Source organism: Streptomyces sp. R-07 (assembly GCF_049913175.1).
Lineage (GTDB): Bacteria > Actinomycetota > Actinomycetes > Streptomycetales > Streptomycetaceae > Streptomyces.
In genome coordinates, this window is the sequence record NZ_CP183978.1 from 5,037,114 (window position 1) to 5,053,162 (window position 16,049).

The following is a 16,049-nucleotide window of genomic DNA, read 5'->3' on the forward strand; positions in this document are numbered from 1 at the left end:
GGCCCGGGCGGGTCAGGGGAGATAGGCCGACACGACGAGGCCGTCGGGGAGGGAGAGGAAGACGGCCCCTCCGGCGGCCAGCGCGTCCCCTCCTGCCTGCGGGTTCGGGAGGCTGTCGGGGGGGTTGGGGCGGTACTCCCGGACGTCGTCGTCATCGGCGAGCCCGGACGCCGGATAGGAGAGCACGATGCTCTCCGACACGGTCACGACCCGGTCCCCGGCGAAGTACACCCGGTCCATCGGCTCGCCGGCGTTCTCCCGCCACCGCTCCCGCCCGCTGCCCAGGTCGTACGTGACCAGCGCGCCGGTGCCGTCGATCAGCGCGACGAGCCCGTCCGCGCGCACGGCGGGACCGGCCGTCAGCGGGCCCCCGCCGCCGCCCAGGGTGCGCAGCGGCCTCAGCGTGCGGGCGTCGAGGACCTCGACCGATCCGTCCGCGCGGCCCGCGCAGAGCACGCTCCCGCTCTTCTCGTGCACGGCGAAGGTGCCGCAGCCCTCCCGCATCCGGATCGGATCCCGGCCCGTGTCCGCGTCGATCGCCACCGACTCGCCCGAGCCGAACGCGACGAGCACCTTCCCCGCGCCCACGACGAGTTCCTCCGGAACCCCGTCGATCGGCGCGCTCCACAGCCGTCGCCGATCCTTGAGCCGGACGGCCGTCACGAGGCCCGTCCCCTCCTTCCGGACGCCGAAGTACGTCGAGTACAGGACGCCGTCGACCAGATCGGTGTGCTTGATGCCCCACTCGCCCTCCGGTCCGGGGATCCGGCCCCGCGCGCGGCCGTCGGCGAGCCCGTAGACGGCGACCCCGTTCATGTCCGTCACGTACACCGCGTCGCCGACGATCGCCGGGTACCCGGGTCCGCTCAGGTCGCTCCCAGCCTGGGCGGGCACCTTCCACACCTCCTTGCCGTCCGCCGTGCCCAGCCCGATCGCCGTGCCGCGGTTCCCGGGGCAGACCAGCACCTTCGGGGAGAGCGCGCAGGCGCCGACGCCCTGCTCCACCTCGACGGTCCAAGGCGACCAGCCGGCCGGGCGGTAGGCGCGGTCCGTACCGGCCTTGCCGAAGTCGTTGGTGTGACCCGCGGAGCCGTACGGCAGGACGACCTGGCTCAGCGCGACGGGGGCCGAGGTGGCGGAGCCGGTGCCCGACGGCCCCGCGGCCCCGCCCGTGGACGTACCACCGTCCCCGCCGGTCCGGTTCAGCAGCACCACCCCCGCCGTCGCCACCACGGCCACCGCTGTCGCGCCCGCCACGACCGCGCCCCACGGGCGGCGCCGGACAGGGGCGGGCGGGGCCGGCGGGCGGTCGGTCATGGCTGTGGGGGAGTACGGAACCACCGGGCCGAGCGTCGGCAGATCGGCCACGCCCGCGCCGGACGCCGCCGCCTCCCCGACGTCCCGTGCGGCCTCCCCGTACGCGGCGAGCAGCGACAACACCCCACTCGGCCACGGGAAGACCTCGGGCGCGCCCCCGCCGCCGAGCAGCGACACCAACTCGGCCGCCGACGGACGCTCGTCCGGGTCGAGCCGCATGCAGCGTTCCACCACCGTCCGCAACTCGTCCGGCACGCCGGACAGTTCGGCGTCCGCCCGGCTGATCCGGTAGATCACGGCGGCCATCTCGTCGTCGTGGAACGGTCCTTGACCGCTCGACGCGAACGCGAGCACCGCACCCAGGCAGAACACGTCGGAGGCGGGCACCACCGCCCGGCTCCCCACCAGGTGCTCAGGCGACATGAACCCGGGGGAGCCGACCACCAGACCGGTCGAGGTCAGGGCCGTCGCCTCGAAGGCCTGCGCGATCCCGAAGTCGATCAGCTTCGGCCCGGCCGCGCCCAGCAGCACGTTCGCCGGCTTGAGGTCCCGGTGCAGCACCTCGACTCCGTGTACGCCCTCCAGCGCCCCGGCGAGCGCGACCCCGAGCGCCCGCACGGCGGCCACGGGCAGCGCCCCCGACCGTACGACGGCCTCCGCGAGCGACGGCCCCGGCACGTACTCCGTCGCCAGCCACGGCGTGGGCGCGTCGGCGTCCGCGTCCACAAGGTGCGCGACCCCCGGCCCGTTCACCGTCCGCGCCGCCGCGATCTCCCGCCGGAACCGGGTCCGGAAGTCCGCGTCGACCTCCAGATCCTCCCGTACGGTCTTCACCGCGACCATCCGGTACGGATCGGCCGTCGGCGCGTCCGCCCGGCAGGCGAGGTGCACCTCGCCCATGCCGCCCGCGCCGATCCGGGCGAGCAGCCGGTAGGGGCCGACGAGGCGCGGGGGCTGCCCGGCGGGCAGGGCTTCCAGCATCGGACTACTCCTTCTCGGCGGGCAGCTCGACGGCGGCGACGGCGCCCTTGTCGAAGACGACGTACGCGATCCCTCCGACCGGCAGTACCTCCGGCCGCCTGATCTGCTTGGAGACGAACTCGCCGTAGTTCGGGTCGTAGTCCTCCTCCTCGGCCCGCGGCCCCGGTGCCCCCGGCACTGGCGTGACCTTGATCCCGCCCGGCCTGCCGTCGGCGCCGAGCCGCACGGTGTAGAGCGACGAGTAGTCGGCGTACACGACCCGGTCGCCCGCGAGCAGCGGCTCGGACCAGCTCTGGGCCAGGCCCGCCGGGGCCGCCGTGAGCGGGAAGGAGGCGAGCGTCTCGCCGCTGCGCCGGTCGAGGACCTTCAGGCCCTTGTCCCAGGCCACGACGGTGCGCGGGCCGACTGCCGTGGGCGAGGCGCTGCCGAGCGGGCCGGGCAGCGACGCCTTCGAGGCGAGCGTGCGGGCGTCGAGCAGGTGCAGGGTGGTGTCCGTGTTCGCGCCGAACCCGTCGCCGGCGCAGTAGGCGGACGTGCCGAGCACCTTGAGGGTCTCGCAAGCCGTGGCGTCCCCGTCCACCTGCCCGAGCTGGGTGCCGTTCCTGCCGTCGTAGGCCACGAGCCCGCCCTGGCTGAGGGCGTAGACGACCCCCCGGGCGTAGGCCACCGGCTCGTACGCCTTGCGCTCGGCGAGGGAGATCTGCCCGTTGGTGAGCTCCTTCGACCAGAGCTGCCGCCCGTCGGCCAGGGAGAACGCGGTCAGGGCGGCCCGGACCCACGAGTTGTCCTCCGTCACCTCCGTCGCCGCGAAGACGATCCCGTCCGCGACCACGGGCCGGGTGGCCCAGAAGCCCTGCGGCCCCTGGGCCGGCTTCCGCCAGCGCACCGCCCCCGTGCGCGCGTCCCGCACCTGGAGGGTGCGCCCGGCCACCAGGACCACGCTCCCGTCGTGGACCGTGGGGCGCGTGGCGCTCCCGGCCACCAGGGGATAGCCGTGGCCGCTGGTGTACGTCTCGCCCGGCGTGTCCTCGGGGCGCGCCACGTCCCACAGCTTCTTCCCGCTCGCCGGGTCCAGCGCCTCGTACCGTCCGTCCGTCGTCCGGCAGACGAGCACCTTCTCGCCGGCCGAGCAGCCGAAGGCGGGGGCGGTCAGCTTCGTGTGCCAGGGCTTCCAGCCGACCGGGCGCTGGGTGGCGTTCTGCGGGACCACGCCCGAGGCGTCGGCGGTGCCCCGGTCGTCCACGCCCGCGACGAGGGCCGCCACCGGCGGGCTTCCCTTCGCGGGCGCCTCCGGCGGCCCCGGATCCGGCCACAGCACGTACGCGCCGAGGCCACCGGCCACGACCCCGAGCGCGAGGACGGCGGCGAGCAGCCGCCCCCGCCGCCTCCGGGGCGCCTCGGCGGCGGGCACGGTCGGCGCGTTCACCGGCGCGAGCGTCGGTACGGAGTGGAGGCCCGGGGTGACCACGGGACCGGCCGCCCCGGGCGTCGCCTCCAGGAGCGGCCCGCCCGAGGCGACGAGCTGGGCGAGCTCCCTGCCGTACTCCCCGATGTGGTCCCGTACGCCCTCCGGCCACGGGAAGGCCTTCCCCGCCGCGCCGGCGAGCAGCCCGGCGAGCTCCCCGGGCGTGGGCCGGGCCGCCGGGTCCACGGAGAGGCAGGCGGCGACAGCCTCGCGCAGCTCCTCCGGCACCCGGGTCAGGTCGGCCTCCGCCTGGGAGACGCGGTAGAGGACGGCCGCGAGGGGCCCGTCGCCGAAGGGGTCCTCGCCGGTCGCCGCGTAACAGAGGAGCGAGCCGAGGCAGAAGACGTCGGAGGCGGCCGTGACCCGGCGGGCACCGGCCACGTGCTCGGGGGACATGAAGGAGGGGGTGCCGACCATCACACCGGTCGCGGTCATGGTGGTGGCGGTGCTGCTGCGGGCGATGCCGAAGTCGATGAGCCGGGGGCCGTCGACGGAGAGCATGACGTTGCCGGGCTTGAGGTCCCGGTGCAGGACGCCGGCCCCGTGCAGGTCGGCGAGGGCCCGGGCGACGTCCGTGCCGAGCGCCCGCACGGTGGCGACGGGCAGCGCGCCGCCGCGCCGTACGGCCTGCGAGAGGCTGGGCCCGGGGACGTACGCGGTGGCCAGCCAGGGCACCTCGGCGTCGGCGTCACCGCCGACGGGCGCGGCGGCGTACGCGCTGTCGACAAGCGCGGCGATCCTGATCTCACGCCGGAAGCGGTCCCGGAAGGCGGGATCACCGGCGACGTCCCGCCGCACGGTCTTGACGGCGACGAAGCCACCGCTCGCGACGGGCCCCGGGCTCGCGCCCGAGCCACCGCTCGCGACGGGCCCCGCGGCGCCGCGCCCCGCACCGTCCCCGGCGTCCCGCGCGAGGTAGCCGCCCCCCGCACCGTCCCCGCCGTCCCCGGTGTCCCGCGCGAGGAAGACCTCGCCCATGCCGCCGGCGCCGAGCCGGGCGAGCACCTCGTACGGTCCGATCCTGCGCGGCGCGCCCTCGCGCAACGGTCCCAGCACCTTGTCCCCCCCTAGGGCCTGTCTGACAATTCCCGTCGGGTCCGGCCCGCCCGGCACGCACGCTCGACGCACGGCCGAAACGCCCAAGTAGCTCCGCTACGAGGGCGTCCCGGCCGCACGCCGATCGCACGCACCGAACGACCCGGCCTGATCCGACGCGAATGGTCAGACAGGCCCTAGTGACGCGACGTCAGCTCCGCATCATTGCATGTGCATGCAGGACGAAGGGCCGGCCCCCACGGGGGCCGGCCCTTCGCTCGGGAAGTGCGGATCAGCCGGTGTACGGCTTGGCGCTGAGGATCTTCACCGCGGCCTTCTTGCCGTTCGGCAGCTCGTACTGAGCGTCCTCACCGACCTGCTTGCCGTTGACGCCGACGCCGAGCGGCGACTGCGGCGAGTAGGTCTCGATGTCGCCGCTCGCGTACTCGCGGGAGGCGAGCAGGAAGGTCATCGTGTCGTTCTCGTCGCCGTCGAACGCGATCGTGACGACCATGCCGGGCGCGACGACGCCCTCGTCCGCCGGCGCCTCGCCGACCTTGGCGTGCTCGAGGAGCTGGGTCAGCTGCCGGATGCGGAGCTCCTGCTTGCCCTGCTCCTCCTTGGCTGCGTGGTACCCGCCGTTCTCGCGCAGGTCCCCCTCTTCACGCGCGGCGGCGATCTTGATGGTGATCTCCGTGCGCGCGGGACCAGACAGGTACTCAAGCTCGCTCTTGAGCTTGTTGTACGCCTCCTGGGTGAGCCAGGTGACGTTGTCGCTGGTCTGGGTCACAGGTGCTCCTCGTAGGTACTGGGAATACAAAGCATCGCCCTACGCGGGAAAGCGGCGCTGTCCCGGGTGGGCGAAACCACGAGCCTAACAATGAGTGGCGAAAAGCGGGAGGACATAAACCATCAGGATGGCGTCACCCCAGGTCACCGCGGTGACTCGCCGGGACTCGACACCCCGTCCCTACCCACCGCTACCGCGCCGTACACCCGATGAGCTCGGCGCTCGTCGCGCGGGCGGTCGTGCGGAGCGAGAAGACGCGGTCGACCCGGGTCCCGGGGTCGTCGACCCGCACGTCCTTGCGGGCCACCTCGGCGCCGTCCTCGGAGCGCGAGCGCAGCGTGCAGACGCCCTTGACGCCCTCGTCCTTGCGGATCTCCAGGTGGACCTGGACCTCTTCGGCGCTCACCACGTCGAACTTGATCATCTCGGCGCTGATCTTGTTGTCGACGACGTAGTGCCAGCCGAACCAGCCCATCATGCCGAGGAAGAGGACCCCGAGCACCGCTCCGGTGATCTTGAGCTTGCGGTCGGCCCGCTCATCCGCGGAGCGCCCGTAGCGCCCCTCGGGCAGCTGCTCTCGCACCGCGCTCATGGTCGATCCTCTCGAAGCCGGGGGTGGCGGAATTTTCACTCCCCCGATTCCGTCACTATAGAGACCACCCTCCGCGTCGAATCACTGAGGATCGAGTCTTGACTGAGCAGCTTCGACTGATGGCCGTTCACGCCCACCCCGACGACGAGTCGAGCAAGGGTGCGGCCACGATGGCCAAGTACGTGTCCGAGGGGGTGGACGTCATGGTCGTGACGTGCACGGGCGGCGAGCGCGGCTCGGTCCTGAACCCCCAGCTTCAGGGCGACCCCTACATCGAGGCGAACATCCACGAGGTGCGCCGCAAGGAGATGGACGAGGCCCGCGAGATCCTCGGCGTCTCCCAGCACTGGCTGGGATTCGTCGACTCGGGCCTGCCCGAGGGCGACCCGCTGCCCCCGCTCCCCGAGGGCTGCTTCGCCCTGGAGGACGTCGACACGGCGGCCGGGGCGCTGGTCCGTGAGATCCGCACGTTCCGTCCGCAGGTCGTCACGACCTACGACGAGAACGGCGGGTACCCGCACCCCGACCACATCATGACCCACAAGATCACGATGGTGGCCTTCGACGGCGCGAGCGACGCCGAGAAGTACCCGGAGGCCGAGTTCGGCCCGGTCTGGCAGCCCCTGAAGCTCTACTACAACCAGGGCTTCAACCGCCCCCGCACCGAGGCCCTGCACGAGGCCCTCCTGGCGCGCGGCCTGGAGTCGCCGTACGGGGACTGGCTGAAGCGCTGGGACGAGTTCGGCGGCAAGCCGCGCAACCTCACGACCCACGTCCCCTGCGCGGAGTTCTTCGAGACCCGCGACAAGGCCCTGATCGCCCACCGCACCCAGATCGACCCGGACGGCGGCTGGTTCCGGGTCCCGATGGAGATCCAGAAGGAGGTCTGGCCGACGGAGGAGTACGAGCTCAGCAAGGCGCTGGTCCCGACCTCCCTCCCCGAGGAAGATCTCTTCGCGGGCATCCGCGACAATGCCTGACATGAGCGCACACCTGGCACTGACCCAGCTTGTCCCCTTCGCCGCCGAAGAGCTGGACAAGAACAAGGTGACCCCCGGCGTCCTCGGCTTCGTCGTCTTCGCGGCCCTGGCCGTGGCGGTCTGGCTGCTGATGAAGTCGATGAACCGCCACATGGGCAAGGTCTCCTTCGAGGAGGCCCCGGACCCGAAGGCGACCCCGGACACCCCGGCGGCCACCCCCACGAAGTAGCCACCGGACGGCCCGGCCCCCTCGGGGCCGGGCCGTCCCGGCATTCCCGGCACCGTCCCGGGCCCGTGGCGGGGACGCCTGCCGGACGGCCGCCCCGGGTCCTCGGCGCCGGGGCGTCCCGGCTTCCCCGCACTGGGTCAGGCCCGTGGCGGGGACGCCTGGCAGACGGCGCCCCGGGCCCTCAGGGCCGGGTTGTCCCTGCTTCCCTGGCACCGGGCAGGTCCTGTGGCGGGGTGCCTGCCCATGGTCGTTCCGGACGGACGGACGGACGGACGGACGGCCAGGCCCGGCCCCCAGGGGCCAGGGCCGTGCCGGATCCCCGGCGCCGTGCCGGATCCCCGGCGCCGTGCCGGATCCCCGGCGCCGTGCCGGATCCCCGGCGCCGTGCCGGGCCCGTGGCAGGGATGCCCGCCCACGGCCGCCCCGGCCCACCGGCACGGGACGTCCCGTGCCCGAGCCCCCTCAGCCGGTCGTCGGCACCCCCAGGACCTCCCGGGCGTGACGGGACGGGACCAGGCCCAGGTCCCAGGCCTGCCAGGGGGTCGCGGGGGCGATGCCCCGGTCCAGGATCAGGCCGTAGGCCTCGGCGCAGTCGTCGAGCCTCGGGTCGCGGGCCGGATGCCGGTCCGCGGCCAGCGCCGCGAGCCCTTCGCGCGCCGACGCCGTCCCCGGCTCCGGCGTGCCCGGGGCCGCGTGCGGGAGCAGCCCGCAGCGCAGGAGACGGGCCCAGTCCGAGCCCCGCCGGTCGCCGTACGCGTCGAACAGCGACCGTGCCTCCTCGCACAGCGCCAGCGCCTGCGGAACCCGCCCGTTGCCGGCGTCCACGATCGCGAGCTCCAGCCCCGCCCAGGCCTCCCCGTGCGCGACCCCGATCCGGCGGAAGTCCGCCCGCGCGTCCACGAGCAACTGCCGGGCGAAGCCCGAATTGCGCAGGTTGCCCGCCCGCGCAGCCTGCTGGTCCCGGGTGACCCGGCCCAGCTGGTGCCGGGCGCACGCGAGGCCGTACAGGTCCCGCATCCGCGAGAACATCGACCGCGCCCGCCCCAGCTCCCGCACCGCCTCGTCCCGGTCGCCCCGCTCCTCCAGCGCCTGCCCCAGGTAGTACAGCGTCCAGGCCTCGCCGCGCGCGTCCTCCTGCTCCCGGTGCCGGGCCAGTGCCCCGCGCAGCTCCTCCACCGCCGGCTCCGCCTCCCCGGCCGCGAGCCGCGCCCGGGCCAGCTGGGTCAGCGCCCAGGCCTCGCCGCGACCGTCATGGACGCGCCCGTACGCCTCCAGGGCGCGCCGCAGCTCGCCGTCCGCGCCCGGCACGTCGCCCCGGAGCAGCAGCACCTGCCCGCGCTGGAAGTGCGCCCACGCCTCGCCGTGCAGCGACTCGTGCTCCCGGTGCAGGGCCAGCGAGCGGTCGAGGAGGGCCGTCGCCTCGGCCAGGTCACCCCGGTCGCGTGAGACGGCGGCGAGCGCGTGCAGCGTCCAGGCCCGGTCGGCGGCCAGGGACTCCGGCTCCTGGAGCGCGAGCGCCTCCCGCAGCCGCGCCCCGGCCTCCGTGAGCCGCCCCTGGTGGTGCAGGGTGATCCCGAGCGAGCAGAGCGCGAGCGCCGCGCCCGCGTCCTGGTGAGCCTCCTGGTAGAGGGACACGACCGAGGTCAGCGTCTTGTGGGCCTTGTCGAGCTCGCCGAGCTGCCGGGCCGCGATACCGGTCCGCCACCGCACCGAGCGCGTGAGCAGCCCCTGCCCGACGGACTCGGCCAGCTCGTTGATCTCGCCGAGCCGGTAGAGGTCGCCGCGCAGCAGGCAGTAGTCGCAGAGCGCGCTGAGCAGACCGAGGACGGTCTCCTGGTCGACGCCCTCCGCGTGCCGCAGGGCCGCCGTGATGAAGCTGGACTCCTCGTCGAGCCAGCCGAGGGCCGCCTCCAGGGAGCCGAAGCCGTGCCCGTCGAACCGGTCGGCGCGCGTCGACATCTTGCCGTCGACCATCCGGATCACCGCGTCGGCGAGCTCCGCGTGGTTCCGGACGAGCCGCTCCTGCGCCGCCGCGATCTCGGTCGCGTCCTCCTCGTCGAGGAGACGGACGGCGGCGAAGCCGCGCACCACGTCGTGCAGCCGGTACCGCTCGCCGCGCACGTGGTCGAGCAGCCCGGCCGCGGACAGCTCGCGCAGCCGCCGGGCCGCCTCGGGCCCCTTCCCGCCGAGCAGGGCGGCGGCGGCCGCGGCGCCGAGGGAGGCCCGCCCGGCCAGCGCGAGCCGCCGCAGCAGCTGCCGGGCGTCGTCGTCGAATTCGAGGAAGTACCGGACGGACAGCGCGCGTTCGACGGGGTCGTCGCCCCAGCCGGGCCGGGCGAGGACGTGCGCGAGGTCGTCCATGGAGCGGCTCCCGAGCAGGGAGCCGGCGACCCGCAGCGCCAGCGGCAGGCCGCCGCACAGTTCCCGTATCCGCTCGAAGGCCTCGGCGTCGTACGGGCCGGGGTCGGGCGTGCCGGCCGTCGCGCGCAGCAGTTCCTCGGCGCCGGCCGCGTCGAGCGCGGCGACCGGCAGGGCGTGCACCTCGGCCGGTACGTCCGCGCCGAGGTCCAGCGGCTCCCTGCAGGTCACGAGGATCAGGCTGTCGGACCGCTCCGGCAGCAGGGCCCGCACCTGGGCGGCGTCGGCGGCGTCGTCGAGGATGAGCGCCACGGGCACCCCGCTCAGCTGCCGCTGGTACAACTCGGAGAACCGCCGCACCTGTTGCTCCGCGGAGGCGCCCTCACGGAAGAGGAGCCGGTCGCGTGGGGCGCCGAGCCGGTTCAGGAGGTGCAGCAGCGCCTCCCGTGTCGTCACGGGCCGCTCGCCGGTCGCCCCGCCCCGCAGGTCCACGACACAGGCCCCGCGGAACTGGTCGCGCAGCGCGTGGGCGGCCCGCACGGCCAGCGCGGTGCGCCCGGAGCCGGGTGCGCCGTGCAGCAGCACCACGGTCGGCCGGGTCGCGGGCGCGGCCCGCCCGGCCTGCACCCAGCGGGTGATCCGGGCGAGCTCCTCCCGCCGCCCGGCGAACACCCCGCCGGGGTCGGGCAGATGCCCGAAGGACCGCTCCAGGACGGTACGGCTCCGAGCCGCCGCACTCCGGTCGCCCCCACGTAACACCCGCACGGGCTCGCGCACCGACGGCCTCCCGTCGAAGCCCCCCTCCCGGGTGGCCGAAGCCCCACCACCGGCCTCGTCCCACCCGTTGGTCCCACCCGCACCGGCCGACAGCCCCCCGCCCGGGGAACCCCCGCCCGAGCCCGAGCCCACCTCCACAACCCCGCCCGAGCCCGAGCCCGCCTCCACAACCCCGCCCGAGCCCGAGCCCACCCCCACAAGCCCGGCCTTCTCCGCCCCCGCCCCCGCGTCTGCCCCCGCCGTCGCCTTCCGCTCCCGCTCCAGGAACGGCCGCACCCCCTCCACCTCAAGGGCCGTCAGCCAGTCGAGGCGCAGCTGCTCGACCCCGCCCGGCCGTCCCGGTTCACCGCCTCCGTGGCGGCCCGCCGTCGCCCGGAGGACGGTCGCCGCCGCCCCGGCCACGGCGACCGCCGCACCCGCGCCGAGCGCCGTCCCCGCCCCCGTGCCGAACGCCAGGTCCGCACCGAAGGCGGCGACCGCGGCCACGCCCGTGACCAGGGCGGGACCACCGATCGCAGGCCCGGTGAAGTTCTTCGGCGGCGCCCCGCCGGGCCGGGGCGTGTCGGGCACGGCGACGGCACGGCCCGCCGAACGCGCCCGCCCGACCCGGGCCCCGGCCTCCGCCTCCGCCTCGGCCCCGGCCGCAGCCCCGGCCTCCGCCTCCTCCACCGCCCGCAGATAGACCGCGTACGCGTCCGTCGCCATCGCGTCCAGCTCCGCCCGGCCCCGCGCGAGCAGCGCCTCCGCGTCGGCCCGGCCGCCGGAGGCCCGTACCTCCTCCGCGACGGCCCGCTCCAACAGCCGCTCGGCCTCGGTCCGGTGACTCTCCCGCATCTGCGTTCCCCCTCCGCACGTGCCCGACGAATCCGGCCCAGTGTCCTGCCTCGCGCGCGTCGGCGCGAGGGAGCGGAGAAAGGAGGAGGGCCCTGCGGCAGGATGGGCCCCATGCCGAACCGACTGGCCCATGAGACCTCCCCGTACCTCCTGCAGCATGCCGACAACCCGGTCGACTGGTGGCCGTGGTCGGCCGAGGCCTTCGAGGAGGCCCGGCGCCGCGACGTCCCCGTGCTCCTCAGCGTCGGATACAGCTCCTGCCACTGGTGCCACGTGATGGCGCACGAGTCCTTCGAGGACGACGCCACCGCCGCCCTGGTCAACGACAACTTCGTCGCCGTCAAGGTCGACCGCGAGGAGCGCCCCGACGTCGACGCCGTGTACATGGAGGCCGTCCAGGCCGCGACCGGTCAGGGCGGCTGGCCGATGACCGTGTTCCTCACCCCGGACGCCGCCCCCTTCTACTTCGGTACGTACTTCCCGCCCGAGCCCCGCCACGGCATGCCGTCCTTCCCGGAGGTCCTGGAGGGCGTCAAGGACGCCTGGGCCGGCCGGCGCGAGGAGGTCGCCGAAGTCGCGGACCGCATCGTGAAGGACCTCGCGGGCCGCTCGCTCGCCTACGGCGGCGACGGCGTCCCCGGCGAGGAGGAGCTGGCGGGGGCCCTTCTCGCCCTCACCCGCGAGTACGACGCCACCCGCGGCGGCTTCGGCGGCGCCCCCAAGTTCCCGCCGTCGATGGTCCTGGAGTTCCTGCTCCGCCACCACGCCCGTACGGGCTCCGAGGGCGCCCTCCAGATGGCCGCCGACACCTGCGAGGCGATGGCCCGCGGCGGCATCTACGACCAGCTCGGCGGCGGCTTCGCCCGCTACGCCGTCGACCGCGCCTGGGTCGTCCCGCACTTCGAGAAGATGCTGTACGACAACGCCCTGCTGTGCCGGGTGTACGCGCACCTGTGGAAGGCCACCGGCAGTGACCTGGCCCGCCGGGTCGCCCTGGAGACCGCCGACTTCCTGGTCCGGGAACTCCGCACCCCCGAGGGCGGTTTCGCCTCCGCGCTCGACGCGGACAGCGACGACGGCACCGGCAGGCACGTCGAGGGCGCCTACTACGTGTGGACCCCGTCGCAGCTGACGGAGGTCCTCGGCGCGGAGGACGCCGCCTTCGCCGCCGCCCACTACGGCGTCACCGAGGACGGCACCTTCGAGCACGGCAGCTCCGTCCTCCAGCTCCCGCAGGAGGAGGGCCCCGCCGACGCCGACCGGATCGCCTCGATCGCGGCCCGGCTCCTCGCCGCCCGCGAGGAGCGCGAGCGCCCCGGCCGCGACGACAAGGTCGTCGCCGCCTGGAACGGCCTCGCGATCGCCGCCCTCGCCGAGACCGGCGCCCTCTTCGAACGCCGCGACCTGGTCGAGCGCGCCACCGAGGCCGCCGAGCTCCTCGTCCGCGTCCACATGGACGAGACCGCCCGGCTCACCCGTACCTCCAAGGACGGCCGGGCGGGCACCAACGCGGGCGTCCTGGAGGACTACGCCGACGTCGCCGAGGGCTTCCTCGCCCTCGCCGCCGTCACCGGCGAGGGCGCCTGGCTGGAGTTCGCCGGCTTCCTCCTGGACATCGTCCTCGACCGCTTCACGGCCGAGGGCGGCGCGCTGTACGACACGGCCCACGACGCCGAGACCCTCATCCGGCGCCCCCAGGACCCCACGGACAACGCCGCCCCTTCAGGCTGGACCGCCGCCGCCGGGGCGCTCCTGTCGTACGCGGCGCACACCGGCTCCGAGGCCCACCGCGCCGCCGCCGAGGGCGCCCTCGGCGTGGTCAAGGCCCTCGGCCCGCGCGCGCCCCGCTTCATCGGCTGGGGCCTGGCCGTCGCCGAGGCCCTCCTCGACGGGCCCCGCGAGATCGCCGTCGTCGGCGACGCCGCCGACCCGGCCTTCCGGGAGCTGCGCCGTACGGCCCTGGCGGCGACCACCCCCGGAGCGGTCCTCGCCACCGGAGCCCCCGGCGGCGAGGAGTTCCCGCTCCTGAAGGACCGGCCGCTCGTGGCCGGGGCGCCCGCCGCGTACGTGTGCCGTCACTTCACCTGCGACGCGCCGGTCACCGACCCGGCCGAGCTGCGCCGGAAGCTCTGAGCCGGGAGCGGAACGGGGACGGCCCCGCAACCCCTCCGAGGAGGGGCGGCGGGGCCGCACCGTGGCCGGGCGTCGCTGCTCAGCTGTTGCCGGCGCCGTTGCCGGACAGGACCGGGATGTCGTCCAGGATGTGCGACAGGGCCTCGTCGCCCTTGGCCTGGGTGGAGTTCTCGGTGCACTGCTGGTTCTGCGGGGAGGACAGGACGTTGATGTCCTGGACCGCGATCGGGACGGCGCCGAGGATCGAACCGGCGTTGACCTTGGCCGGCAGACCGACACAGGGCTTGTTCAGGGAGCCCTGGACGAGCGCGAACTGCGGGCTCATGTCGCCGTGCGTGGTGGAGTTGCCGAACTCCTGGTGCGCGCCGTTGCCGGAGAGCGAGGTGGTGCCACCGTCGTCGGCGATCGCGAGCGCCTGCCCGGCACCCGCCGCCGTCGCGCCGAGGATGGACGCGGCCACGGCAGCCGTCGCGAGGAGCTTCTTCATGGTTCTGGCCTTTCCGGTACTGGCTAGCTGATTGCCGAGCCGCGCTGATCAACTGGTCAGCGGCCCGGAGGTTCCGCGAAGTCCACCGGACGGACTACGGGCAGATGAGCGAACCGCCGGGCGCGGGCCGGTAGGTGGCCGCGGCGATCTTGCTCGGCGCGACGGCCTCGGCGGCCGGCAGCGGCTCGTCCCGGCGCAGCCGCCCGAAGACCTCGGCGGCTCCCTCCGCGTCCCACCCGATCGTGGACCCGACGCCTTCGATGTCCGGGTTGAAACCGTGTACGGGCACGGTCGAGAACTCCATGCGGTCCGGGGGCAGGTCCTTCAGGCGCCCGGCGAGCGTCAGCAGCTCGGCCGTCGAGATCCCCCGCTCGGCCGCGCCCGTCCCGCGCAGGGTCGCGGCGAACGCCTTGAGCGCCGCCGGGTCGTCGAGGACGCCGTCGCGGAGCCGCTCCAGGGTGTTCACGACGAACTGCTGCTGCTTGCGGATCCGCCCGAAGTCCATCTGCCCGTCGGCCTTCCGCGACCGCACGTACTGGAGCGCCTCCCCGCCCGCGACCCGCTTGGTCCCGGGCTGCAGGTCGATGCCGGTGGACGGGTCCTTGAGCGGCTGCGCCGTACAGATGGGGACTCCACCGTCGACGCGGTCCACGGTGTCCATGAAGCGCCGGAAGTCGATCTCCAGGTAGCGGTGGACGTGCACGCCGGTCATCGACTCGACGGTCTCGACGGCGAACGGCGGACCGCCTTCCGCCCAGGCGTTGTTGATCTTCGCCGGATGGGCGGCGTGCGTCTTCCCGGTGCGCCGGTCGCGGTGTCCCTCGGGGAAGGAGGTGAGGGAGTCCCGCGGCAGACTCACGAAATCGACCCGGTCGTTGGCCGCGGAGACGTGCACGAGCATCATCACGTCCGTGCAGTCGCACTCCTTCCCGCCGAGGTGGAAACGTTCCTTCTCCTCCTCGGTGACTCCCTTGCGGCTGTCGATGCCGACCACGAGGAGGTTCAGACCCTGCTCCGGGGCGGGGAGATCGCTGGGGACGGCGGCGAGGGCGCCGGGGGCGAGGGCGGAGAGGGCGGCGAGAGCCGCAGCGGCGAGCAGCGGTCGCCGGGCCGGCCGTGAACGCGGGAATTTCATGTCCGCACCGTATTTCGAACCGCTCGTACACAGGTACACGACGCGACTTGAACAGGACGAATCACTCTCCTGCGGTGCCTGTGTAATGATGCGGGAATCGCAGCGGAAGGAGCGAAAATGGCGCCGGATCCCGGAAAATGGGAACGGATGGCCTTCATTCCGAAGAGCCGATATGTGAGTGACCCGCCGCCCCCTGCCGACCGTACGCCGTTCCCCGTCTATTCGGCGCTGGTCACCCAGTGGGTGCAGGCGGGCCGGGCGGTGCCGGGGATGCCCGACCGGGAATGGGAGCGCCTGATGGCGACGCCGGTCTGGCCGAACTGGTAGCGGCGGGACGGAGGAAGACGAAAGGGGCCGCCCCGGAGGGCGGCCCCTGACGTGTGAACGTCGTCGTGCTCAGGCGGAACGTCAGTGGTTGCCGACGCCGTTGCCCGACAGGACCGGGATGTCGTCCAGGATGTGCGACAGGGCCTCGTCACCCTTGGCCTGGGTGGAGTTCTCGGTGCACTGCTGGTTCTGCGGGGAGGACAGGACGTTGATGTCCTGGACCGCGATCGGGACGGCGCCGACGATCGAACCGGCGTTGAGCTTGGCCGGCAGGCCGATGCACGGCTTGTTCAGGGAGCCCTGGACGAGCGCGAACTGCGGGCTCATGTTGCCGTACGTGGCGGAGTTGCCGTACTCCTGGTGCGCGCCGTTGCCGGAGAGCGAGGTGGTGCCGCCGTCGTTGGCGATGGCGAGCGCGGGGGTGGCCACGGCGGCGGAGGCGCCGACGATGGCGGCGGCTGCGGCCGCGGTGGCCATAACCTTCTTGATCACGGGAGTTCCCTTCTAGAACCGGCTCCGTGCAGGGAGCGACCTGATCAACAGGCCTTCGGATGCCGGGGTTCCGCTGTGTCACCCCGTTGGCGGAGCGCACGCGGCAGCGCGAAACGC

General features: G+C 74.2%; 12 protein-coding genes. 4 read left to right on the forward strand and 8 right to left on the reverse strand.

What is annotated here, in order from left to right; genetic code table 11:
* Positions 1–12 precede the first annotated feature (12 nt).
* The 4 genes from ACN9M0_RS23205 to ACN9M0_RS23220 form a co-directional block, all read right to left on the reverse strand.
* Positions 13–2,298 carry a protein kinase domain-containing protein gene (locus ACN9M0_RS23205; protein WP_426404126.1) on the reverse strand — a complete coding sequence of 762 codons (2,286 nt, stop codon included), beginning with the start codon at positions 2,296–2,298 and terminating at the stop codon, positions 13–15.
* 4 nt (positions 2,299–2,302) lie between these two features.
* Positions 2,303–4,819: a protein kinase domain-containing protein gene (locus tag ACN9M0_RS23210; protein WP_426404127.1), complete on the reverse strand. Its 2,517-nt coding sequence runs from the start codon at positions 4,817–4,819 to the stop codon at positions 2,303–2,305.
* Between the two features lie 271 nt (positions 4,820–5,090).
* Entirely contained in the window at positions 5,091–5,588 is a 498-nt protein-coding gene (greA, locus tag ACN9M0_RS23215; RefSeq protein ID WP_366036183.1) for a transcription elongation factor GreA, read from the reverse strand.
* Positions 5,589–5,778: 190 nt separating this feature from the next.
* Positions 5,779–6,180, reverse strand: coding sequence for a DUF4307 domain-containing protein (locus ACN9M0_RS23220; RefSeq protein WP_366036184.1), 402 nt, complete (start codon positions 6,178–6,180; stop codon positions 5,779–5,781).
* A 98-nt stretch (positions 6,181–6,278) separates the two neighbouring features.
* Between ACN9M0_RS23220 and mca the strand changes: the two genes are divergently transcribed.
* Positions 6,279–7,160 carry a mycothiol conjugate amidase Mca gene (gene mca / locus ACN9M0_RS23225; protein WP_366036185.1) on the forward strand — a complete coding sequence of 294 codons (882 nt, stop codon included), beginning with the start codon at positions 6,279–6,281 and terminating at the stop codon, positions 7,158–7,160.
* On the forward strand, positions 7,153–7,389 hold the full coding sequence (locus ACN9M0_RS23230; protein ID WP_366036186.1) for a hypothetical protein: 237 nt from the start codon (positions 7,153–7,155) through the stop codon (positions 7,387–7,389). Before mca ends, ACN9M0_RS23230 begins: the two co-directional genes overlap by 8 nt.
* Positions 7,390–7,851: 462 nt before the next feature.
* Here ACN9M0_RS23230 and ACN9M0_RS23235 read toward each other — a convergent pair whose 3' ends face one another.
* The gene (locus ACN9M0_RS23235) at positions 7,852–11,358 is read right to left on the reverse strand and encodes a tetratricopeptide repeat protein (protein WP_426404128.1); all 3,507 of its coding nucleotides are present in this window, start codon (positions 11,356–11,358) and stop codon (positions 7,852–7,854) included.
* Positions 11,359–11,469: 111 nt separating this feature from the next.
* Here ACN9M0_RS23235 and ACN9M0_RS23240 point away from each other — a divergent pair, with 111 nt between their 5' ends.
* Positions 11,470–13,491, forward strand: a complete 2,022-nt coding sequence (locus ACN9M0_RS23240; RefSeq protein ID WP_399695936.1) for a thioredoxin domain-containing protein — start codon at positions 11,470–11,472, stop codon at positions 13,489–13,491.
* A gap of 79 nt (positions 13,492–13,570) precedes the next feature.
* On the opposite strand, the gene ACN9M0_RS23245 is transcribed toward ACN9M0_RS23240, so the two are convergent.
* Together ACN9M0_RS23245 and ACN9M0_RS23250 are read right to left on the reverse strand one after the other, a co-directional pair.
* Positions 13,571–13,978, reverse strand: coding sequence for a rodlin (locus ACN9M0_RS23245; RefSeq protein WP_366036189.1), 408 nt, complete (start codon positions 13,976–13,978; stop codon positions 13,571–13,573).
* A 94-nt stretch (positions 13,979–14,072) separates the two neighbouring features.
* Positions 14,073–15,113 (reverse strand): LCP family protein, encoded by a 1,041-nt coding sequence (locus ACN9M0_RS23250; protein ID WP_366036190.1) that lies wholly within the window; start codon positions 15,111–15,113, stop codon positions 14,073–14,075.
* 117 nt (positions 15,114–15,230) lie between these two features.
* On the opposite strand from ACN9M0_RS23250, the gene ACN9M0_RS23255 reads away from it, so the two are divergent.
* Positions 15,231–15,440, forward strand: a complete 210-nt coding sequence (locus tag ACN9M0_RS23255; protein ID WP_366036191.1) for a hypothetical protein — start codon at positions 15,231–15,233, stop codon at positions 15,438–15,440.
* Positions 15,441–15,521: 81 nt separating this feature from the next.
* Here ACN9M0_RS23255 and ACN9M0_RS23260 read toward each other — a convergent pair whose 3' ends face one another.
* The gene (locus ACN9M0_RS23260; RefSeq protein ID WP_366036192.1) at positions 15,522–15,932 is read right to left on the reverse strand and encodes a rodlin; all 411 of its coding nucleotides are present in this window, start codon (positions 15,930–15,932) and stop codon (positions 15,522–15,524) included.
* Positions 15,933–16,049 lie beyond the last annotated feature (117 nt).

Excerpts from the sequence above, each read along its gene's own strand:
- ACN9M0_RS23205 (WP_426404126.1), bottom strand. The coding sequence starts at position 2,298 with ATGCTGGAAGCCCTGCCCGCCGGGCAGCCCCCGCGCCTCGTCGGCCCC.
- ACN9M0_RS23220 (WP_366036184.1), bottom strand. The coding sequence starts at position 6,180 with ATGAGCGCGGTGCGAGAGCAGCTGCCCGAGGGGCGCTACGGGCGCTCC.
- ACN9M0_RS23230 (WP_366036186.1), top strand. The coding sequence starts at position 7,153 with ATGCCTGACATGAGCGCACACCTGGCACTGACCCAGCTTGTCCCCTTC.
- ACN9M0_RS23235 (WP_426404128.1), bottom strand. The coding sequence starts at position 11,358 with ATGCGGGAGAGTCACCGGACCGAGGCCGAGCGGCTGTTGGAGCGGGCC.
- ACN9M0_RS23240 (WP_399695936.1), top strand. The coding sequence starts at position 11,470 with ATGCCGAACCGACTGGCCCATGAGACCTCCCCGTACCTCCTGCAGCAT.
- ACN9M0_RS23245 (WP_366036189.1), bottom strand. The coding sequence starts at position 13,978 with ATGAAGAAGCTCCTCGCGACGGCTGCCGTGGCCGCGTCCATCCTCGGC.
- ACN9M0_RS23250 (WP_366036190.1), bottom strand. The coding sequence starts at position 15,113 with ATGAAATTCCCGCGTTCACGGCCGGCCCGGCGACCGCTGCTCGCCGCT.
- ACN9M0_RS23255 (WP_366036191.1), top strand. The coding sequence starts at position 15,231 with ATGGCGCCGGATCCCGGAAAATGGGAACGGATGGCCTTCATTCCGAAG.